At 57.3% G+C, this 22,151-nt stretch carries 18 protein-coding genes; 17 read left to right on the forward strand and 1 reads right to left on the reverse strand.

Features of this window, described 5'->3' with window-relative positions; translation table 11 throughout:
- Positions 1 to 97: 97 nt before the first annotated feature.
- The 9 genes from iscS to sseB all read left to right on the forward strand — a co-directional run bounded on the left by iscS (position 98) and on the right by sseB (position 7,298).
- Positions 98 to 1,312: a cysteine desulfurase gene (gene iscS, locus HVX72_RS05875; RefSeq protein WP_181822752.1), complete on the forward strand. Its 1,215-nt coding sequence runs from the start codon at positions 98 to 100 to the stop codon at positions 1,310 to 1,312.
- 25 nt (positions 1,313 to 1,337) lie between these two features.
- Complete coding sequence (gene iscU / locus HVX72_RS05880) at positions 1,338 to 1,724, forward strand: Fe-S cluster assembly scaffold IscU (RefSeq protein ID WP_002913991.1); 387 nt, start codon at positions 1,338 to 1,340, stop codon at positions 1,722 to 1,724.
- Between the two features lie 19 nt (positions 1,725 to 1,743).
- Complete coding sequence (iscA, locus tag HVX72_RS05885) at positions 1,744 to 2,067, forward strand: iron-sulfur cluster assembly protein IscA (protein WP_003037681.1); 324 nt, start codon at positions 1,744 to 1,746, stop codon at positions 2,065 to 2,067.
- A 73-nt stretch (positions 2,068 to 2,140) separates the two neighbouring features.
- A complete protein-coding gene (gene hscB / locus HVX72_RS05890) occupies positions 2,141 to 2,656 on the forward strand; it encodes a co-chaperone HscB (protein ID WP_042291420.1) in 516 nt (171 codons plus the stop codon).
- A 15-nt stretch (positions 2,657 to 2,671) separates the two neighbouring features.
- Positions 2,672 to 4,522, forward strand: coding sequence for a Fe-S protein assembly chaperone HscA (gene hscA / locus HVX72_RS05895; protein ID WP_060570495.1), 1,851 nt, complete (start codon positions 2,672 to 2,674; stop codon positions 4,520 to 4,522).
- A gap of 1 nt (position 4,523) precedes the next feature.
- Positions 4,524 to 4,859, forward strand: coding sequence for an ISC system 2Fe-2S type ferredoxin (gene fdx / locus HVX72_RS05900; protein WP_042291414.1), 336 nt, complete (start codon positions 4,524 to 4,526; stop codon positions 4,857 to 4,859).
- Between the two features lie 11 nt (positions 4,860 to 4,870).
- The gene (gene iscX, locus HVX72_RS05905; RefSeq protein ID WP_003037694.1) at positions 4,871 to 5,071 is read left to right on the forward strand and encodes a Fe-S cluster assembly protein IscX; all 201 of its coding nucleotides are present in this window, start codon (positions 4,871 to 4,873) and stop codon (positions 5,069 to 5,071) included.
- Between the two features lie 62 nt (positions 5,072 to 5,133).
- Positions 5,134 to 6,417 (forward strand): aminopeptidase PepB, encoded by a 1,284-nt coding sequence (gene pepB / locus HVX72_RS05910; RefSeq protein WP_060570496.1) that lies wholly within the window; start codon positions 5,134 to 5,136, stop codon positions 6,415 to 6,417.
- 104 nt (positions 6,418 to 6,521) lie between these two features.
- Positions 6,522 to 7,298 (forward strand): enhanced serine sensitivity protein SseB, encoded by a 777-nt coding sequence (sseB, locus tag HVX72_RS05915; RefSeq protein ID WP_181822753.1) that lies wholly within the window; start codon positions 6,522 to 6,524, stop codon positions 7,296 to 7,298.
- A gap of 156 nt (positions 7,299 to 7,454) precedes the next feature.
- On the opposite strand, the gene sseA is transcribed toward sseB, so the two are convergent.
- The gene (gene sseA, locus HVX72_RS05920; protein WP_060570498.1) at positions 7,455 to 8,306 is read right to left on the reverse strand and encodes a 3-mercaptopyruvate sulfurtransferase; all 852 of its coding nucleotides are present in this window, start codon (positions 8,304 to 8,306) and stop codon (positions 7,455 to 7,457) included.
- A 209-nt stretch (positions 8,307 to 8,515) separates the two neighbouring features.
- On the opposite strand from sseA, the gene HVX72_RS05925 reads away from it, so the two are divergent.
- The 8 genes from HVX72_RS05925 (at position 8,516) to HVX72_RS05960 (ending at position 22,143) form a co-directional block, all read left to right on the forward strand.
- Positions 8,516 to 13,459 (forward strand): alpha-2-macroglobulin, encoded by a 4,944-nt coding sequence (locus HVX72_RS05925; protein ID WP_181822754.1) that lies wholly within the window; start codon positions 8,516 to 8,518, stop codon positions 13,457 to 13,459.
- A complete protein-coding gene (pbpC, locus tag HVX72_RS05930; protein ID WP_181822755.1) occupies positions 13,460 to 15,772 on the forward strand; it encodes a peptidoglycan glycosyltransferase PbpC in 2,313 nt (770 codons plus the stop codon).
- Positions 15,773 to 15,937: 165 nt separating this feature from the next.
- The gene (ndk, locus tag HVX72_RS05935; protein ID WP_042291400.1) at positions 15,938 to 16,369 is read left to right on the forward strand and encodes a nucleoside-diphosphate kinase; all 432 of its coding nucleotides are present in this window, start codon (positions 15,938 to 15,940) and stop codon (positions 16,367 to 16,369) included.
- A gap of 147 nt (positions 16,370 to 16,516) precedes the next feature.
- On the forward strand, positions 16,517 to 17,683 hold the full coding sequence (locus tag HVX72_RS05940; protein WP_060570502.1) for a bifunctional tRNA (adenosine(37)-C2)-methyltransferase TrmG/ribosomal RNA large subunit methyltransferase RlmN: 1,167 nt from the start codon (positions 16,517 to 16,519) through the stop codon (positions 17,681 to 17,683).
- A 288-nt stretch (positions 17,684 to 17,971) separates the two neighbouring features.
- Positions 17,972 to 18,979, forward strand: coding sequence for a cytoskeleton protein RodZ (gene rodZ, locus HVX72_RS05945; protein ID WP_181822756.1), 1,008 nt, complete (start codon positions 17,972 to 17,974; stop codon positions 18,977 to 18,979).
- Between the two features lie 26 nt (positions 18,980 to 19,005).
- Positions 19,006 to 20,124, forward strand: coding sequence for a flavodoxin-dependent (E)-4-hydroxy-3-methylbut-2-enyl-diphosphate synthase (gene ispG, locus HVX72_RS05950; protein ID WP_042291394.1), 1,119 nt, complete (start codon positions 19,006 to 19,008; stop codon positions 20,122 to 20,124).
- Positions 20,125 to 20,234: 110 nt separating this feature from the next.
- Complete coding sequence (hisS, locus tag HVX72_RS05955; protein ID WP_042291391.1) at positions 20,235 to 21,509, forward strand: histidine--tRNA ligase; 1,275 nt, start codon at positions 20,235 to 20,237, stop codon at positions 21,507 to 21,509.
- Positions 21,510 to 21,522: 13 nt separating this feature from the next.
- Positions 21,523 to 22,143: a YfgM family protein gene (locus tag HVX72_RS05960; RefSeq protein ID WP_042291388.1), complete on the forward strand. Its 621-nt coding sequence runs from the start codon at positions 21,523 to 21,525 to the stop codon at positions 22,141 to 22,143.
- Positions 22,144 to 22,151 lie beyond the last annotated feature (8 nt).

Here is a 22,151-nt window from a genome sequence, read left to right on the forward strand (position 1 = left end):
GGCCGGGGCAATGATGTATTGCCCCGCTAACTCGGTCGTACATCCAGCCGGTTGCCTGATTCCTTGCATTGAAGCGATGTACGGAGTTTATAGAGCAATGAAATTACCGATTTATCTCGACTACTCCGCAACCACGCCGGTGGACCCGCGTGTTGCCGAGAAAATGATGCAGTTCCTGACGCTGGACGGAACCTTTGGTAACCCGGCCTCCCGTTCACACCGTTTTGGCTGGCAGGCGGAAGAAGCGGTCGATATCGCCCGTAATCAGATTGCCGATCTGGTCGGCGCTGACCCGCGTGAAATTGTCTTTACCTCCGGTGCGACAGAGTCCGATAACCTGGCGATCAAAGGTGCAGCCAACTTTTATCAGAAAAAAGGCAAGCACATCATCACCAGCAAAACCGAACACAAAGCCGTGCTGGATACCTGCCGTCAGCTTGAGCGCGAAGGGTTTGAAGTCACCTACCTGGCGCCGCAGAGCAACGGTATTATCGATCTGAAAGCGCTCGAAGCGGCAATGCGTGATGACACCATCCTCGTGTCTATCATGCACGTAAACAACGAAATCGGCGTGGTGCAGGATATCGCGACTATCGGCGAAATGTGCCGTGCGCGCGGCATCATCTATCACGTGGACGCCACTCAGAGCGTGGGCAAACTGCCTATCGATCTGAGCCAACTGAAAGTGGATCTGATGTCCTTCTCCGGCCACAAAATCTATGGCCCGAAAGGGATCGGCGCGCTGTACGTTCGCCGCAAACCGCGTATTCGTATTGAAGCACAGATGCATGGCGGCGGACACGAGCGCGGTATGCGTTCCGGCACCCTGCCTGTTCACCAGATCGTCGGTATGGGTGAAGCCTATCGTATCGCCAAAGAAGAGATGGAAACCGAAATGGCGCGCCTGCGCGCGCTGCGTAACCGTCTGTGGAACGGCGTGAAAGATATGGAAGAAGTCTACCTGAACGGCGATCTCGAACAGGGCGCGCCGAACATTCTTAACGTCAGCTTTAACTACGTTGAAGGCGAGTCACTGATCATGGCGCTGAAAGACCTGGCGGTATCGTCCGGTTCAGCCTGTACTTCCGCAAGCCTCGAGCCATCCTACGTGCTGCGCGCGCTGGGGATGACCGATGAGCTGGCGCATAGCTCTATCCGTTTCTCTTTAGGTCGTTTTACTACCGAAGAAGAGATTGATTACACCATCGAACTGGTTCGTAAATCCATTGGCCGTCTGCGCGATCTTTCTCCGCTGTGGGAAATGCACAAGCAGGGCGTGGATCTGAACAGCATCGAATGGTCACATCATTAATCGGTACCGATAAGGAGAATTCAACATGGCATACAGCGAAAAAGTCATCGATCATTACGAGAATCCGCGTAACGTGGGTTCCTTCGACAACAGCGACGAGAACGTCGGCAGCGGTATGGTCGGCGCGCCAGCCTGTGGCGACGTAATGAAGTTGCAGATTAAAGTCAACAATGAAGGTATCATTGAAGACGCGCGTTTTAAGACCTACGGCTGCGGTTCCGCCATCGCCTCCAGCTCCCTGGTCACCGAATGGGTCAAAGGGAAGTCGCTGGACGAAGCGCAGGCGATCAAAAACACCGATATTGCCGACGAGCTTGAGCTGCCGCCAGTGAAAATTCACTGCTCTATCCTGGCAGAAGACGCGATCAAAGCCGCCATTGCGGACTACAAAAGTAAACGTGAAGCAAAATAAGAAGAGTTGAGGTTTTGTTATGTCGATTACACTTAGCGACAGTGCAGCAGCGCGAGTTAATACCTTCCTGGCGAACCGCGGTAAAGGGTTCGGCCTGCGTCTGGGTGTAAGAACCTCGGGCTGCTCAGGTATGGCGTATGTACTGGAATTTGTTGATGAACCGGCGGCGGAAGACACCGTGTTTGAAGACAAAGGCGTGAAAGTAGTCGTCGACGGCAAAAGCCTGCAATTTCTGGATGGTACGCAGTTAGATTTCGTCAAAGAAGGTCTTAACGAAGGGTTTAAGTTCACCAACCCGAACGTTAAAGACGAATGTGGCTGCGGCGAAAGCTTCCACGTCTGAGCGCTTACCGATAACCCCACGCGTAATGTCTTACGTGTGGGGTTTGTTCTGACAGGCTACCCCTGAGATAGTTATGGATTACTTCACTCTCTTCGGATTACCCGCGCAATACCCACTTGATCTCCAGGCCCTGACGATGCGTTTTCAGGATCTGCAACGTCAGTATCACCCTGATAAATTCGCCAGTGGCACCCAGGCTGAACAGCTTGCCGCCGTACAGCAATCCGCCACCATCAACCAGGGCTGGCAAACGCTACGCCATCCCTTAACGCGTGCGGAATATCTGCTCTCACTCCACGGATTCGACCTTGCCAGCGAGCAGCATACGGTGCGCGACACCGCTTTTCTCATGGAACAACTGGAACTCCGCGAAGAGCTCGACGAGATTGAACAGGCGAAAGACGAAGCGCGGCTCGACGCCTTTATTAAGCGCGTCCAGTCCATGTTCGACAGCCGCCATCAGCAGATGGTTGAACAGCTTAATCACGAGACGTGGGACGCGGCGGCCGATACCGTGCGTAAACTGCGTTTTCTCGATAAACTGCGAAGCAGTGCAGAACAACTCGAAGAAAAACTGCTCGATTTTTAATTTTCGGAAGCAATTATGGCCTTATTACAAATTAGTGAGCCTGGTCTGAGTGCTGCGCCGCATCAGCGTCGTCTGGCGGCGGGCATTGACCTTGGAACCACCAACTCTCTGGTCGCTACCGTGCGTAGCGGTCAGGCCGAAACGCTGGCTGACCATGACGGTCGTCATCTGTTGCCGTCGGTGGTTCACTATCAGCAGCAGGGCCACACGGTGGGCTACACCGCACGCGAGAACGCCGCGCTGGACACCGCCAACACCATCAGTTCGGTTAAGCGCATGATGGGCCGCTCGCTGGCGGATATCCAGACGCGTTATCCGCATCTGCCGTACCGTTTTCAGGCCAGCGCTAACGGCCTGCCGATGATCGAAACCGCAGCGGGATTGCTGAATCCGGTGCGGGTGTCCGCGGACATTTTGAAAGCGCTGGCCGCGCGTGCCACCGAATCCCTTTCCGGCGAGCTGGACGGCGTGGTGATTACCGTTCCGGCCTACTTCGATGACGCGCAGCGTCAGGGGACAAAAGACGCTGCGCGTCTGGCGGGGCTGCATGTGCTGCGCCTGCTTAACGAGCCGACTGCCGCGGCGATTGCCTACGGTCTGGATTCCGGCAAAGAAGGGGTGATTGCCGTCTACGATCTCGGCGGCGGCACTTTTGATATTTCTATTCTGCGCCTGAGCCGCGGCGTGTTCGAAGTGCTGGCAACCGGCGGCGACTCCGCGCTGGGCGGCGACGATTTCGACCACCTGCTGGCAGACTACATTCGTGAACAGGCCGGGATTGCCGATCGCAGCGATAACCGCGTACAGCGTGAATTGTTGGATGCGGCCATCGCCGCGAAAATCGCCCTCAGTGACGCGGAGTCTGTCACCGTTAACGTGGCGGGCTGGCAGGGGAAAATCACCCGCGACCAGTTCAATGAACTCATTTCCTCGCTGGTTAAGCGTACCTTACTGGCCTGCCGACGCGCGCTGAAAGACGCGGGCGTTGAGCCGCAGGAAGTTCTGGAAGTGGTGATGGTGGGCGGTTCTACGCGCGTGCCGTTGGTGCGTGAGCGCGTTGGCGAATTCTTTGGCCGAACGCCGCTGACCGCGATCGATCCGGATAAAGTGGTCGCCATTGGCGCCGCCATTCAGGCGGATATCCTGGTGGGCAACAAGCCGGACAGCGAAATGCTGCTGCTGGACGTGATTCCACTGTCGCTGGGCCTCGAGACGATGGGCGGCCTGGTGGAAAAAGTGATCCCGCGTAATACCACGATTCCGGTGGCGCGCGCGCAGGACTTCACTACGTTTAAAGACGGTCAAACCGCCATGTCGATCCACGTCATGCAGGGCGAGCGTGAACTGGTGCAGGACTGCCGTTCGCTGGCGCGCTTTGCGCTGCGCGGGATCCCGGCGTTGCCAGCGGGTGGGGCGCATATTCGCGTTACCTTCCAGGTGGACGCTGATGGCCTGCTGAGCGTCACCGCAATGGAAAAATCGACCGGCGTTGAGGCCTCTATTCAGGTCAAACCGTCCTATGGTCTGACCGACAGCGAAATCGCGTCAATGATTCAGGATTCGATGAGCTTTGCCGAGCAGGACGTGAAAGCGCGTATGCTGGCCGAGCAGAAAGTCGAAGCGGCGCGCGTGCTGGAAAGTTTAACCGGCGCGCTCGTTGCGGATGCCGCGCTGCTCAGCGCCGCAGAACGTCAGGTTATCGACGAGGCCGCCGCGCGCCTGAGCGAGGCGGCGCAGGGCGATGACGTTGACGCTATCGAACAAGCCATTAAAAACGTAGACAAACAAACCCAGGAATTCGCCGCTCGCCGCATGGACCAGTCGGTTCGTCGCGCGCTGAAAGGCCATTCCGTGGACGAGGTTTAATATGCCAAAGATTGTTATTCTGCCTCATCAGGACCTCTGTCCGGATGGCGCAGTTCTGGAAGCGAAGACCGGTGAAACCATTCTTGACGTTGCCCTGCGTAACGGCATCGAGATTGAACACGCCTGCGAAAAATCCTGCGCCTGTACCACCTGCCACTGCATCGTGCGTGAAGGTTTTGATTCCCTGCCGGAAAGCACGGAAGAAGAAGACGACATGCTGGATAAAGCCTGGGGGCTGGAGCCGGAGAGTCGCTTAAGCTGCCAGGCGCGCGTCACCGAAGATGATTTAGTGGTCGAAATCCCACGTTACACAATCAACCATGCGCGCGAGCATTAACAGAGGGTAGTATGGGACTTAAGTGGACAGACAGCCGTGAAATTGGCGAAGCGCTGTACGACGCCTTCCCCGATCTCGATCCAAAAACCGTTCGTTTCACCGATCTGCATCAGTGGATCTGCGACCTGGAAGAATTCGACGATGACCCGCAGGCATCGAACGAAAAGATCCTTGAGGCCATTCTGCTGGTCTGGCTGGACGAAGCCGAATAAGACAACGGGCTGCCTACGGGTAGCCCGTTTTCCTGTATGCGCGAAGTTAAGGAAAAATAACAATGACAGAAGCCATGAAAATCACGCTTTCCACTCAGCCTGCCGACGCACGCTGGGGTGAAAAAGCCACATACAGTATTAATAGCGACGGGATTACCCTGCACCTCAACGGTAAAGACGACCTGGGCCTGATTCAGCGCGCCGCGCGTAAAATTGACGGACTGGGTATTAAGCATGTCCAGCTTGCCGGTGACGGATGGGATGCCGATCGCAGTTGGGCCTTCTGGCAGGGCTACAAAGGGCCGAAAGGCAGCCGTAAGGTCGAGTGGCCGCAACTCGACGACGCACAGCGCCAGGAGCTGGACAACCGTTTGACGATCGTCGACTGGGTGCGCGACACCATCAACGCCCCGGCGGAAGAACTGGGGCCGGAGCAGCTGGCGCAGCGCGCCGTTGACCTGCTGTGCAGCGTAGCGTGCGATCATGTTTCTTACCGTATTACGAAAGGCGAAGACCTGCGCGAGCAGAATTACATGGGGCTGCATACCGTTGGCCGCGGCTCTGAGCGTCCGCCAGTGCTGTTGGCGCTCGACTACAACCCGACCGGGAATAAAGATGCGCCGGTTTATGCCTGTCTGGTGGGTAAAGGCATCACCTTCGATTCCGGCGGTTACAGCATCAAACAGAGCGCTTTTATGGATTCGATGAAATCCGATATGGGCGGCGCGGCAACGGTGACCGGCGCGCTGGCGTTTGCCATTACCCGCGGTCTGAACAAGCGCGTGAAGCTGTTCCTTTGCTGTGCCGATAACCTGATCAGCGGCAATGCGTTTAAGCTGGGCGATATTATTCGCTATCGTAACGGTAAAAACGTGGAAGTGATGAACACCGATGCGGAAGGCCGTCTGGTACTGGCGGATGGACTGATTGACGCCTGCGCGCAGAAACCAGAGCTGATCATCGACGCCGCCACTCTGACCGGCGCGGCAAAAACGGCGCTGGGTAATGACTATCATGCGCTGTTCAGCTTTGACGATCGGTTGGCGAACCGCCTTCTGGCCAGCGCGGCGGCGGAAAACGAGCCGTTCTGGCGTCTGCCGCTGGCGGAGTTCCACCGTAACCAACTGCCGTCGAATTTTGCCGAGCTGAATAATACCGGCAGCGCGGCGTATCCGGCCGGTGCGAGCACGGCGGCGGGGTTCCTGTCGCACTTTGTCGAAAATTACCAGCAGGGCTGGCTGCATATTGACTGTTCGGCCACCTACCGCAAAGCGCCGGTTGAGCAGTGGTCCGCCGGGGCGACTGGCCTGGGCGTGCGCACGATTGCGAATCTGCTGACCGCCTAAAATCCGCTTTGTAGGCCGGGCAAGCGAAGCGCCTCCCGGCATTTTGCCTGACGCGACACGTTGCGTCAGGCCTGCAATCATTTTTAATACGATGTGTGATGCCTATGTCCGAAACGAAAAACGAATTAGAAATTCTGCTGGAGAAAGCGGCGACAGAACCCGCGCACCGTCCGGCCTTTTTCCGCACCTTGCTGGAGTCGACTGTCTGGGTGCCCGGCACCGCTGCCGAAGGCGAGGCGATCGTCGAAGACTCTGCGCTGGATCTTCAGCACTGGGAAAAAGAGGACGGCACCTCCGTAATTCCGTTCTTTACTTCTCTGGACGCGCTACAGCAGGCAGTGGAGGAAGAACAAGCGTTTGTGGTGATGCCCGTGCGCACTCTGTTTGAAATGACCCTGGGCGAGACGCTGTTCCTCAACGCCAAACTGCCGACCGGCAAAGAGTTTATGCCGCGTGAAATCAGCCTGTTAATGGGTGAAGAGGGCAATCCTCTGAGTTCGCAGGAGGTGCTGGAGGGAGGGGAATCATTGATCCTTTCTGACGTCGCTGAACCGCCAGCCCAGATGATCGATTCGCTCACCACGTTGTTTAAAACCATCAAGCCGGTGAAGCGGGCGTTTCTGTGTTCCATTAAAGAAAGTGCCGATGCTGAATCTAACCTGTTGATAGGCATTGAGGCTGACGGCGATATTGAGGACATTATTCAGGCGGCGGGCAGCGTGGCGACCGACACTTTACCGGGCGATGAGCCAATTGATATCTGTCAGGTCGTGAAAGGCGAAAAGGGCATCAGCCACTTTATTACCGAGCATATCGCACCGTTCTACGAACGTCGCTGGGGCGGATTCCTGCGTGACTTTAAGCAAAACCGGATTCTCTGATCACAGGAAAGCCGCCCCGTAGGACGGCTACCTGGCTTACTTGTTCTGAACGTTGAGATTTTTGAACACAGCGTGCCGGGAAGGCCGCGAACCGAACCAGCATAAAAAAAGGCGCGGTTGAACGGTTATTGGGGGATAAGCAAGTCCTGTCGGAATTTATTCAGACGGTTCAGGCTCCACCGGTAAATCATCACGCGCGCCCCATTCACTCCATGCGCCGTCATACAGCGCAACGTCCGGAACCCCCAGGGTGGCCAGCGCCAGCACCACCACGGCAGCCGTCACGCCGGAACCGCAACTGGCAATAATGGGCCGATCCAGACTGACCCCGTGGCGAAAGAAAATGGCGTCCAGTTCGTCAGTCGTTTTTAATTCACCGTCCTGAACCAGCTCGGTCCACGGCACGTTTAACGCGCCGGGGACGTGGCCACGTCGCAGGCCGGGACGCGGCTCATCCACTTCTGCATTAAAACGCGCAGCCGGACGGGCGTCGACGATTTGCGCCGTTTTTTCGTGACTGGCTAACAGCACGTCAGTAACACGCACCACGGCTCCGGGGGTAAACGCGGCGTCAAATTCGCCTTCCGGCAGCGTCACGTCGCCTTCTTCCAGTGGCAGCGCAGCGCGCTGCCAGCCCGCCAGCCCGCCGCCCAGGATCGACACGTTCTCCACGCCAAACGTCCGCAGCATCCACCACGCGCGTGGCGCGGAAAACAGATTTCCTTCGTCATAAACAACCAGATGCTTATCCTGATGTATGCCGAGTTCGCGCATGGCGACGGCAAAGGCTTCCGGGCGCGGCATCATATGGGGCAGAGGAGAGGTGTGGTCGGAAAGCGCTTCGATATCGAAAAACACGGCGCCAGGAATATGTCCGGCGCGGAACTCTTGTGCAACGTCGCGGTCTTCCTGTCCCGGCGGCGCCATTCGGGCGTCGATAACGTGAATATGCGGATCGTTAATATGCTCAGCAAGCCAGTCGGCGGCGACAAACCAGGAAGTGGACATAAGCATCTCCATTTTTGCGTCACAGAAAAGAAGAATTCTCGGACGTTTAGGGATAACGGGCAAGTAAAAGCGCCCGAATTGTCCGGTAGCGCCACACTTCTAAAAAAAATTCAGACAGCGCAGAGCGGATACAGACTTACACAACGATAAATCTCACGCATAATGTCTGTCCTACGTTGCTAACGGGCCATGTCGGCCAGGGATGAAAAATGAAACACATACGCGTAGCCGCCTGCATTTTGATGCTGGCGCTGGCTGGGTGCGACAACAACGACAAAACCACAACTGTCGCCAAAAGCGATACGCCAGCGACGCAAACAAAGGCCACACCGCCTGTCCAGAAAGATCCGGCGCAGTTGCAAAAGCTGGCCCAGCAAAGCGAAGGCAAAGCCTTAACGCTGTTGGACGCATCAGAAGTGCAGCTCGATGGCGCCGCCACGCTGGTGCTGACTTTTTCCATTCCGCTCGATCCCGAACAGGATTTCGCCCGCACCGTGCATGTGGTGGATAAGAAAAGCGGCAAAGTCGATGGCGCCTGGGAGCTTTCGCCCAATCTGAAAGAGCTGCGTTTACGCCATCTGGAGCCTAATCGTTCTCTGGTGGTCACGGTTGAACGGGATCTTAAAGCGCTGAACAACGCGACCTTCGACATTACGTACGAAAAAGCGCTCACCACCCGTGACGTGCAACCCAGCGTCGGCTTTGCCAGTCGTGGGTCGCTGCTGCCAGGAAAGGTGGTGGAAGGCCTGCCGGTCATGGCGTTGAATGTGAACAACGTAGACGTAAACTTTTTCCGCGTGAAGCCGGAATCGCTGGCGGCGTTCGTCAGCCAGTGGGAGTATCGCAATTCCCTTTCGAACTGGGAGTCCGACACGCTGCTGAAAATGGCCGATTTAGTCTATTCTGGCCGTTTCGACCTGAATCCGGCGCGCAACACCCGCGAAAAACTTCTCTTACCGCTCAGTGAGATTAAACCGCTGCAGCAGACCGGCGTTTATGTCGCGGTCATGGCGAAAGCCGGTAAGTATGAATACAGCAATGCCGCGACGCTGTTTACCTTAAGCGACATTGGCGTCTCGGCGCATCGCTACCAGAGCCGTCTGGATGTTTTTACCCAAAGTCTGGAAAACGGCGCGGCGCAGCAGGGCGTCAATGTCTCTCTGCTGGATGAGAAAGGCCAGACGCTGGCGCAGGCCACCAGCGACGGGAAAGGCCATCTGCAACTGGAGAACACGAAAAATGCCGCGTTGCTGTTAGCGCGGAAAGACGGTCAAACCACCCTGTTGGATCTCAAACTGCCGGCGCTGGACCTGGCCGAGTTCGATATCGCAGGCGCGCCAGGCTACAGCAAGCAATTCTTTATGTTCGGCCCGCGCGATCTCTATCGTCCGGGCGAAACGGTGATCCTCAATGGACTGCTGCGCGACAGCGACGGCAGGTCGCTGCCCGATCAGCCGGTTAAGCTCGAGGTGGTCAAACCGGACGGCCAGGTGATCCGCAGCGTGGTGAGTCAGGCTCAAAATGGCTTGTACCGCTTTACCTACCCGCTGGACAGCGGCGCGCCGACCGGCATGTGGCATATCCGCGCGAACACGGGCGATAACCAGAGCCGGATGTGGGACTTCCACGTGGAAGATTTTATGCCGGAACGAATGGCGCTGAACCTCAGTGGGCAGAAAACGCCATTAGCGCCTGCGGACAAGGTAAATTTCTCGGTTACCGGCTATTACCTGTATGGCGCGCCCGCAAATGGTAATGCTCTGCATGGCCAGCTGTTCCTCCGACCATTGCGTGAAGCCGTTCCGGCGTTGCCGGGCTTCCAGTTTGGCAACATCGCGGAGGAGAACCTTTCACGTAGCCTGGACGAAGTGCAGTTAACGCTGGATGCGCAAGGGCGCGGCGAGGTCAGTACCGACAGCCAGTGGCGTGACGCCCATTCGCCGTTACAGGTGGTCTTGCAGGCCAGCCTGCTGGAGTCCGGTGGTCGCCCGGTCACACGCCGTGCGGAGCAGGCGATTTGGCCAGCCGACACGCTGCCGGGTATCCGTCCGCAGTTTGCGGTAAAAGCAGTGTATGACTATCGCACCGACACCACCGTCAATCAGCCTGTTGTCGACGAAGACAGCAACGCCGCGTTTGATATTGTTTATACCGATGCTCAGGGCGTGAAAAAAGCGGTATCCGGATTGCAGGTGCGGTTGATCCGTGAACGCCGTGATTACTACTGGAACTGGTCGGAAAGCGAGGGCTGGGAATCGCGCTTCGATCAAAAAGATCTGGTCGAAGGCGAACAGACATTGGATCTCGGCGCCGATGAAACCGGTAAAGTGTCGTTTCCGGTGGAATGGGGCGCTTACCGACTGGAAGTCAAAGCGCCAAACGATGCTGTCAGCAGCGTTCGCTTTTGGGCGGGCTATAGCTGGCAGGACAACAGCGACGGCAGCGGGGCGGTACGTCCGGATCGCGTGACGTTGAAGCTCGATAAGCCCGCTTATCGTCCGGGCGACACCATCAGGCTGCATATTGCCGCGCCGGCGGCAGGCAAAGGTTATGCGATGGTGGAATCCAGCGAAGGCCCGGTGTGGTGGCAAGAAATTGACGTACCGGCGGCTGGATTGGATCTGTCAATTCCGGTAGATAAAGACTGGAATCGCCACGATCTTTATCTGAGTACGCTGGTGGTGCGTCCTGGGGATAAATCGCGTTCGGCGACGCCAAAACGCGCCGTAGGCTTGCTGCATCTGCCGTTAGGCGATGAAAATCGTCGCCTGGCGCTGACGCTGGAGAGCCCGGCGAAAATGCGGCCGAACCAGCCGTTGACGGTGAAAATTAAAGCCAGCGCCAAAAACGGCGCCGCGCCGAAACAGGTAAATGTGCTGGTATCCGCTGTGGACAGCGGCGTGCTGAATATTACCGATTACGTCACGCCGGATCCGTGGCAGGCGTTCTTCGGTCAAAAACGCTATGGCGCGGATATCTACGATATTTATGGTCAGGTCATTGAAGGTCAGGGACGTCTGGCGGCGTTGCGCTTTGGTGGCGATGGCGATGAGCTAAAACGCGGGGGTAAACCCCCGGTTAACCATGTCAATATTGTCGCCCAACAGGCGCAGCCAGTTACGCTAAATGAACAGGGCGAAGGCATCGTGACGTTGCCGATTGGCGATTTCAACGGTGAACTTCGGGTCATGGCGCAAGCGTGGACTGCGGAAGACTTCGGCAGTAGCGAAAGCAAAACCGTTGTGGCGGCGCCGGTTATCGCTGAACTGAATATGCCGCGCTTTATGGCCAGCGGCGACACGTCGCGTCTGGTGCTGGATATCACTAACCTTACGGACCAGCCGCAGACCCTAAACGTGGGGCTGACGACCAGCGGTCTGATTGAGTTGATCAGCGAGCAGCCTGCGCCAGTCACTCTTGCGCCGGGTGTGCGTACGACGCTGTTTATTCCGGTGCGCGCAAAAGAGGGCTTTGGCGATGGTGAGCTGCAGGCTACGCTCACTGGCCTGACGCTGCCGGGCGAAGCGGTGGGGGCGCAGCAAAAACAGTGGAAGATAGGCGTTCGTCCGGCATTCCCGGCGCAAACAACCCATCACGGCATTATGCTGCAATCAGGCGAAAGCTGGTCGGCGCCTGCCGATGTACTGGCCAATTTCTCGCCAGTCACCACTCAGGGACAACTGCTGTTTAGCGGTAAACCGCCGCTGAATCTGGCGCGTTATATCCGCGAACTGAAAGCCTATCCGTATGGCTGCCTGGAACAAACCACCAGCGGCCTGTTCCCGTCGCTTTATACTAACGCTGCGCAGCTTAAGGCGTTGGGCATTGCTGGCGACAGCGATGAAAAGCGCCGTGCGGCGATAGAAACCGGCATTTCACGTCTGCTGCAGATGCAGCGTGATAACGGCGGCTTTGCGCTGTGGGATAAAAACGGTCCGGAAGAATACTGGCTGACCGCGTACGCGATGGACTTTCTTGTCCGTGCGGGCGAGCAGGGCTACAGCGTCCCGGCGGAAAGTATCAACCAGGGGAACGCGCGTCTGCTGCGCTATCTCCAGGATCCGGGCATGATGTCGATTCGCTACGCCGATGACACCCAGGCGAGTAAGTTTGCCGTGCAGGCCTATGCCGCGCTGGTGCTGGCGCGTCAGCAGAAAGCGCCGCTCGGCGCGCTGCGTGAAATCTGGGAGCGTCGCGGTCAGGCGGCGTCCGGTTTACCGCTGCTGCAACTGGGGATTGCCCTGAAAAATATGGGGGATGCGAAGCGTAGCGACGAGGCGATTAGCCTGGCGTTGACGACGTCGCGCGACAGCGATCGTCAATGGATGGCGGATTACGGCAGCCCGCTTCGCGATAACGCGCTGATGCTGTCGCTGCTGGAAGAAAACAAGCTGAAGCCGGAAGCGCAGAACAGCTTGCTGAACACCCTCTCTGAACAGGCATTTGGTCAACGCTGGCTGTCAACGCAGGAGAATAACGCGTTGTTCCTTGCGGCGCGCACTCTTCAGGATCTGCCGGGAACCTGGCAGGCGCAGACGTCGCTTGAGACGCAGCCGTTGGCGGGCGATCGCGCGCAAACCCGCAATTTCGATGCCGATCAACTTGCCGCGCTGCAGGTGACCAACAGCGGCACACAGCCAATGTGGCTGCGCCTGGATGTCAGCGGCTACCCGCAAACCGCGCCAGCGCCAGCCAGCAATGTTTTGCACATTGAGCGCCATATTCTGGGCACTGATGGACAAAGCAAAGCGTTGGATTCGTTACGCAGTGGCGAACTGGTGCTGGTCTGGCTGGAAGTGAAGGCCAGCCAGAACGTGCCCGATGCGCTGGTGGTGGATCTGTTGCCAGCCGGTCTGGAACTGGAAAACCAGAACCTGTCCAATGGCAGCGCCAGCCTGCAGGAAAGCGGCAGCGAAGTGCAGAACCTGATTAACCAGATGCAACAGGCGGACATTCAGCACATGGAGTTCCGCGATGATCGCTTTGTCGCCGCCGTGGCGATCAATGAAGGGCAGCCCGTCACGCTGGTGTATCTGGCGCGCGCGGTGACGCCGGGAACGTACCAGGTGCCGACGCCGCTGGTGGAGTCAATGTATGTACCACAATGGCGGGCGATCGGCGCGGCTGACAATCTGCTGATTGTTAAGCCGTAAATGATCCGATTGTGTCGCAAACGCAGCTGCTGGCTCTGGCTGGCAGTTGCGTCTGTCCTTCTGGTCGCCGCCGTTCTGGCGGCTGATAAAATCTGGCCCTTACCCCTGCGCGAAGTGAATCCGGCCCGTGTCGTCGTGGCGCATGACGGTACACCGTTATGGCGATTCGCCGACGCGGAAGGGATCTGGCGTTATCCGGTTACCGTTGAAGAGGTCTCCCCCCGCTACCTTGAGGCGCTCATCAATTACGAAGATCGCTGGTTCTGGACGCACCCGGGGGTCAATCCGTTCTCTGTGCTTCGCGCGGCGTGGCAGGATCTGAGCGCCGGACGCGTGATTTCCGGCGGCAGCACCTTAACCATGCAGGTTGCCCGACTCCTCGACCCGCATCCGCGAACCTTCGGCGGCAAGTTTCGTCAACTCTGGCGCGCTTTTCAGCTCGAATGGCACCTCTCTAAGCGTGACATCCTGACCCTGTACCTCAATCGTGCGCCGTTTGGCGGGACTTTGCAGGGCGTCGGCGCGGCCAGTTGGGCTTACCTGGGTAAGCCTCCGACGCAGTTGAGTTATTCCGAAGCGGCTTTACTGGCGGTGCTGCCTCAGGCGCCGAGCCGTCTGCGTCCCGACCGGTGGCCGGAACGGGCAGAGGCCGCGCGAAATAAAGTGCTTGCGCGAATGGCGACACAGGGCGTGTGGTCGCCAAAGCAGGTGCAGGAGTCGCGTGAAGAGCCTGTCTGGCTTGCGCCGAGACAAATGCCGCAGTTGGCGCCGTTGTTTTCGCGCATGATGTTGGGCAAAAGCCAGCGCGACAAAATCGTCACCACCCTGGATGCCGGGTTGCAAAGGCAACTGGAAGAGCTGGCGAATAACTGGAACGGAAGGCTTCCGGCGCGCAGTTCCCTGGCGATGATCGTGGTCGACCATACCGACATGAGTGTGCGTGGCTGGGTCGGCTCGGCGGATTTGAATGACGACACGCGATTCGGTCATGTGGATATGGTAAATGCGATCCGTTCACCCGGATCGGTGTTAAAGCCCTTTGTCTACGGCCTTGCGCTGGATGATGGGTTAATTCATCCGGCGTCTTTATTACAGGATGTGCCACGTCGTACCGGGGACTATCGGCCTGGCAATTTTGACAGCGGCTTCCACGGCCCCGTCAGCATGAGTGAGGCGCTGGTCAGATCGCTGAACCTGCCAGCGGTGCAGGTGCTGGAAGCCTACGGACCAAAACGTTTTGCGGCGAAACTGCGCAACGCCGGATTGCCGCTGTATCTGCCTGCGGGCGCCGCGCCGAACCTGTCGCTGATTCTGGGGGGGGCAGGCGCGCGGCTTGAGGAGATGGCGGCGGCGTATAGCGCGTTTGCCCGCCACGGTAAGGCGGGAAAGCTGCGCCTGCAACCGGACGAGCCGCTGATTGAGCGCCCATTGCTTTCGCCGGGCGCGGCATGGATCATCCGGAGAATCATGGCGGATGAAGCGCAGCCGTTACCTGACAGCGCGCTACCCCGCGTCGCGCCGCTGGCCTGGAAAACCGGCACCAGCTACGGCTATCGCGACGCGTGGGCGATTGGCCTGAACGCTCGTTATGTGATCGGCATCTGGACCGGCAGACCGGATGGAACGCCCGTCGCCGGACAGTTTGGATTCGCCAGCGCCATTCCGCTGTTGAATCAGGTAAACAACTTGCTGTTGGCCCGTGGCGCATCGCTGCCGGAAGATCCGCGCCCTTCGTCAGTGACGCGAGGGACGGTTTGCTGGCCTGGCGGACAATCTCTTGCGGATGGCGACGCCAACTGTCGCCGTCGTCTGGCGAGCTGGCTGCTGGAGGGCGCACAGCCGCCGACGTTGCTGTTGCCTGAGCAGGAAGGCGTGAGCGGTATTCGTTTTCCTGTCTGGCTGGACGGCGCGGGAAAACGCGTTGCTGCCGACTGTCCGCAGGCGCGCGAGCGGACGCTGATCGTCTGGCCGCTGCCGCTGGAGCCGTGGTTACCGACCCCGGAGCGTCGTGCTGCAAGGCTGCCGCCGCCCTCCGTACAGTGCCCGCCGCTGGGACAGGACGCCCTTTTACCGCTTCAGCTTTCCGGCATACGTGACGGGGCGATAGTGAAGCGTTTACCGGGTAGTCTTGAGGCGAGCGTCGCGATTCAGAGCAGCGGTGGAAGCGGCGAACGTTGGTGGTTCCTTAATGGCGAACCGTTAAGCGAACGAGGATCTGCGATCACGTTGCGGCTCGTGGAAAACCGAGAATATCAACTGTTGGTGATGGATGGCGCAGGACAAATTGCGGCGGTGAGATTTTCCTTGCTGTAGTCGTCAGCGCCGTTTGTCAGGCCATCCGCCGCGAACGCATGCGTGTTGTTGCTAATACTCATCTTATTTTAAAAAAATGTTACCTTTATCCATAGGCAACAGTCAGGATGCTCTTTATAATCCGCGCCAGGTAAACAACAACAGAACACTTATCAGAGGTTAATAATGGCGATTGAACGTACTTTTTCCATCATCAAGCCAAACGCGGTGGCAAAAAACGTTATTGGTAATATCTTTGCGCGCTTTGAAGCAGCAGGGTTTAAAATTGTCGGCACAAAAATGCTGCACCTGACCGTAGAACAGGCTCGCGGTTTTTATGCTGAGCACGACGGTAAGCCGTTCTTTGACGGTCTGGTGGAGTTTATGACCTCTGGCCCGATCGTGGTCTCTGTTCTGGAAAGCGAAAACGCGGTGCAGCGTCATCGCGATCTGCTGGGCGCAACCAACCCGGCAAACGCCCTGGCGGGTACCCTGCGCGCGGACTACGCGGACAGCTTCACCGAAAACGGCACCCATGGTTCCGACTCCCTGGAATCCGCGAAACGCGAAATCGCCTTCTTCTTCGGAGAAGGCGAGGTGTGCCCGCGTACTCGTTAATAATTTCGTAAATGCCGCGTGCAGACGTGGCATCCTTGCGCCAGAATTTGTACAATGCAGCGCCCCAGGACGAGCACCGCTCACCGGGGCGCTTCTTTTTCAACCCTCCAGGGGCCATAACGTGTAATAACGAGGCCGGAATAGAATATGTCTGAACACATTGTCACGCCTGAAAGCATCACCCCGGTAGTTCCCAATAAAGATGGAAAAATCAACCTGTTGGATCTCAACCGCCAGCAGTTGCGGGAGTTTTTTAAAGAATTAGGTGAAAAACCCTTCCGCGCCGATCAGGTGATGAAGTGGATGTATCACTATTGCTGCGACAACTTTGATGAGATGACCGACATCAACAAAGTTCTGCGCGGTAAGCTGAAAGAGGTGGCGGAAATCCGCGCGCCGGAAGTGGTTGAAGAACAGCGCTCCTCCGACGGCACCATCAAATGGGCGATTGCCGTCGGCGATCAGCGCGTTGAAACGGTATACATCCCGGAAGACGACCGCGCCACGCTGTGCGTCTCTTCTCAGGTAGGTTGTGCGCTGGAATGTAAATTCTGCTCAACGGCCCAGCAGGGATTTAACCGTAACCTGCGCGTTTCTGAAATCATCGGCCAGGTGTGGCGCGCGGCGAAAATCGTTGGCGCGGCGAAAGTCACCGGCCAGCGCCCGATCACTAACGTGGTGATGATGGGGATGGGCGAACCGTTGCTCAACCTGACCAATGTGGTTCCGGCGATGGAAATCATGCTGGATGATTTCGGCTTTGGCTTGTCCAAACGTCGCGTCACGTTGTCCACTTCCGGCGTCGTGCCTGCGCTGGACAAATTAGGCGACATGATCGATGTCGCGCTGGCGATCTCGTTGCACGCGCCGAACGATGAAATTCGAGACGAAATTGTCCCTATCAACAAGAAATACAATATCGAAACGTTCCTCGCCGCGGTGCGCCGCTATCTGGAGAAATCCAACGCTAACCAGGGGCGCGTGACCATCGAATATGTCATGCTCGATCACGTCAATGACGGAACCGAGCACGCGCATCAGTTGGCGGAGTTGCTGAAAGATACGCCATGTAAGATCAACCTGATCCCCTGGAACCCGTTCCCGGGCGCGCCGTATGGCCGCAGCTCCAATAGCCGCATCGATCGTTTCTCGAAAGTGCTCATGGGTTACGGGTTTACCACCATTGTGCGTAAAACCCGCGGCGATGATATCGACGCCGCCTGCGGTCAACTGGCCGGGGATGTTATCGATCGGACCAAGCGTACCCTGCGTAAACGTATGCAGGGCGAGGCTATCGACGTGAAAGCGATCTGATAAATATTGCGTCACTGCCCGTTTTATGTGCAGTGACGCAATGTTATTTGAATGAGGGCCGCGCTTGTACTCGTCTGGTCAATAATAACGGTGCGTTTTTGTCGACTTTAAGGCAGTATGTACGGTGCAACAATAGTTTAGCCCTCCGGCTTGAGCTGTTTTTGTTAAGAGTGACCTGACAGGCTTATACTGTCTGACTAAGGTTAACTGACCAGATGTTTCGCGGTGTGGGTGGGCATTGTGACTCGCCGGCGCCTGAATCCAAATTTACACCAGCAGCTGTAGCGAATGAATACTGAAGCCACTCACGACCAACATGAAGCACAATCCACTGGCGTTCGTCTGCGTAATGCCCGTGAACAACTCGGACTCAGCCAACAGGCTGTCGCTGAGCGACTTTGCCTGAAGGTGTCTACCGTACGTGATATCGAAGACGATAAGGCCCCGGCCGATCTTGCTTCGACCTTCCTGCGCGGGTACATCCGCTCCTATGCGCGTCTGGTGCATATCCCTGAAGAAGAGCTGCTGCCTGGCCTGGAAAAACAGGCGCCTGTCCGTGCGGCGAAAGTGGCGCCGATGCAGAGCTTCTCATTAGGTAAACGGCGCAAAAAGCGCGACGGCTGGTTGATGACGTTTACCTGGCTGGTGCTGTTTGTGGTCGTCGGCCTGACGGGCGCCTGGTGGTGGCAAAACCATAAGGCGCAGCAGGAGGAGATCACGACGATGGCCGATCAGTCCGCTGCTGAGCTGAACGCAAATGGCGCAACGACGCAGAGCGTGCCGCTGGATACCAGCGCCGCAGCAAGTCAGGATAATACTCCTGCGTCGACCGGTCCGGCGGAAACCGCGCAAACGCCAGCGCCAACCACAACGGCGCCAGCGGTTGACCCGCAGCAGAACGCCGTTGTGTCGCCTTCTCAGGCTAACGTGGATACCGCCACGACGTCTCCGGCCACCCCTGCGCCACAGTCCGCGACGGACGGTACAGCAACGCTGCCAACCGATCCGGCAGGCACGGCGACACCTGCTGTCGACCCGAACGCGCTGGTGATGAACTTCACCGCCGACTGCTGGCTGGAAGTGACAGATGCGACCGGCAAAAAGCTGTTCAGCGGTATGCAGCGTAAAGATGGCAATTTAAACCTAACCGGGCAGGCGCCTTATAAGCTTAAAATTGGCGCTCCGGCGGCGGTGCAGATCCAGTATCAAAGAAAACCTGTCGATCTGAGCCGTTTTATCAGAACTAACCAGGTTGCGCGTCTGACCCTCAATGCCGAACAATCACCGGCGCAGTAACAGACGGGTAACGCGGGAGATTTTTCATGCATAACCAGGCTCCAATTCAACGTAGAAAATCAACGCGTATTTACGTTGGGAATGTGCCGATTGGCGATGGCGCCCCCATCGCCGTACAGTCGATGACCAATACGCGGACCACGGACGTGGAAGCGACGGTTAACCAGATAAAAGCGCTGGAACGCGTTGGCGCAGATATTGTTCGCGTCTCCGTCCCCACCATGGATGCCGCAGAAGCCTTTAAGCTCATCAAACAGCAGGTTTCTGTTCCGCTGGTGGCCGACATTCACTTTGACTACCGTATCGCGCTGAAAGTGGCGGAATATGGTGTGGACTGTCTGCGTATCAACCCTGGCAATATCGGTAATGAAGAGCGTATCCGCATGGTGGTGGATTGCGCGCGCGACAAAAATATCCCGATCCGCATCGGCGTTAACGCCGGGTCGCTGGAAAAAGATCTGCAGGAAAAATATGGCGAACCGACGCCGCAGGCGCTGCTGGAATCGGCAATGCGCCATGTCGATCATCTCGATCGTCTCAATTTCGATCAGTTTAAAGTCAGCGTGAAAGCCTCCGATGTCTTCCTCGCCGTTGAGTCTTATCGCCTGTTAGCGCGTCAGATCGCCCAGCCGCTGCACTTAGGCATCACCGAAGCCGGCGGCGCACGCAGCGGCGCGGTGAAATCCGCGATCGGCCTCGGGCTGCTGCTGTCTGAAGGGATCGGCGACACCCTGCGCGTCTCGCTGGCTGCCGATCCGGTGGAAGAGATCAAAGTCGGTTTTGATATTCTCAAATCACTGCGTATTCGCTCACGCGGCATCAATTTTATTGCCTGCCCGACCTGTTCGCGCCAGGAGTTCGACGTGATCGGTACGGTGAACGCGCTGGAGCAGCGGCTGGAAGATATCATCACCCCGATGGACGTTTCTATCATTGGCTGTGTGGTCAACGGGCCGGGTGAAGCGCTGGTCTCCACGCTGGGCGTGACGGGCGGCAACAAGAAAAGTGGTCTCTATGAAGATGGCGTTCGTAAAGATCGTCTGGATAATAACGACATGATTGACCAGCTTGAAGCCCGCATTCGCGCCAAAGCGACAATGCTCGACGAAGCGCAGCGCATCAACGTGCAGCAGGTTGAAAAATAATAACGTGATGGGAAGCGCGTAGCTTCCCGTGTATGATTGAACCCGCATGGCTCCCGTCTCGTTCGGGAAAGCGCTGAGGGTTCATTTTTATATTCAGAAAGAGAATAAACGTGGCAAAAAACATTCAAGCCATTCGCGGCATGAACGATTATCTGCCTGGCGAAACCGCCATCTGGCAGCGCATTGAAGGCACACTCAAAAACGTGCTCGGTAGCTACGGTTACAGTGAAATCCGCCTGCCGATTGTAGAGCAGACCCCGTTATTCAAACGCGCGATTGGTGAAGTTACTGACGTCGTTGAAAAAGAGATGTATACCTTCGAGGACCGCAATGGCGATAGCCTGACCCTGCGTCCTGAAGGAACGGCAGGCTGTGTACGCGCCGGCATCGAGCATGGTCTTCTGTACAATCAGGAACAACGTCTGTGGTACATCGGACCGATGTTTCGCCACGAGCGTCCGCAGAAAGGGCGCTATCGCCAGTTCCACCAGTTGGGCGTCGAAGCCTTTGGCCTGCAGGGGCCGGACATTGACGCTGAGCTTATCATGCTGACAGCACGCTGGTGGCGTGCGCTGGGGATCGCCGGGCACGTTAACCTGGAGCTGAACTCTATTGGTTCTCTGGCGGCGCGCGCCAGTTATCGCGATGCGCTGGTCGCCTTCCTGGAACAGCACGTTGAGAAGCTTGACGAAGACTGCAAACGTCGTATGTATAGCAACCCGCTGCGCGTTCTGGACTCCAAAAATCCGGACGTACAGGCGCTGCTTAACGATGCGCCGCAGCTTGGCGACTATCTCGACGACGATTCCCGCGAACACTTCGCCGGCCTGTGTAAACTGCTGGAAGCCGCGGGCATTGGCTATACCGTTAATCAGCGTCTGGTTCGCGGCCTTGACTACTACAACCGTACCGTTTTTGAATGGGTGACCAGCAGCCTGGGTTCCCAGGGCACCGTTTGCGCTGGCGGCCGCTATGACGGACTGGTGGAACAGCTTGGTGGCCGGGCGACCCCGGCGGTGGGCTTCGCAATGGGGCTTGAGCGCCTTGTTTTACTTGTTCAGGCGGTGAATCCGGAATTTACTGCCGATCCTGTTGTCGATATATACCTGGTGGCTTCAGGCGCGGATACGCAGTCTGCGGCAATGACGCTGGCGGAACGTTTACGGGATGACCTCCCGGGCGTGAAGCTGATGACAAACCACGGCGGCGGCAACTTTAAGAAACAGTTTGCCCGCGCTGATAAGTGGGGCGCCCGCATTGCGCTGGTGCTTGGCGAGTCCGAAGTGGCTGCCGGTACTGTCGTTGTGAAAGATTTGCGCTCCGGTGAGCAAACGGCGGTTGCACAAGATAGCGTTGCAACGCATTTGCGCACGTTAATGGCTTAAGGAGAAGGACTGCGTGGAAATTTACGAGAACGAAAACGACCAGGTTGACGCGATTAAACGCTTCTTTGCCGAAAACGGCAAAGCCCTGGCGGTTGGGGTGATTTTAGGGGTTGGCGCGCTGATTGGCTGGCGCTACTGGACCAGTCACCAGACTGAATCCGCACGCTCTGCTTCTCAGGCTTATCAGACCGTCGTCAGCTCGCTCAGCGCGGATAACGCAGAAAACCTGTCTGCGGCGGAAAAATTTGCTGCTGAGAATAAAAACACCTACGGCGCGTTAGCGTCGATGGAGCTGGCGCAACAGTTTGTCGACCAGAATCAACTTGATAAAGCCGTGTCCCAGCTACAGCAGGGACTGGCGGCCACCAGTGACGAAAATCTTAAAGCGGTTATCTCACTGCGTCTGGCTCGCGTTCAGGTACAGCTTAAACAGGCTGACACTGCGCTGCAAACCCTCGACACCGTAAAAGGTGAAGGCTGGGCGGCGATTGTTGCCGATCTGCGTGGCGAAGCGTTGCTGAGCAAAGGCGACAAGAAAGGTGCGCGCAGTGCATGGGAAGCAGGCGTAAACAGCAAAGCCTCCCCGGCACTGAGCGAAATGTTGCAGATGAAAATCAATAATTTGTCCATCTGAGAGGGACC

The sequence above is a fragment of the Citrobacter sp. RHB21-C05 genome (assembly GCF_013889015.1).
Lineage (GTDB): Bacteria > Pseudomonadota > Gammaproteobacteria > Enterobacterales > Enterobacteriaceae > Citrobacter_A > Citrobacter_A sedlakii.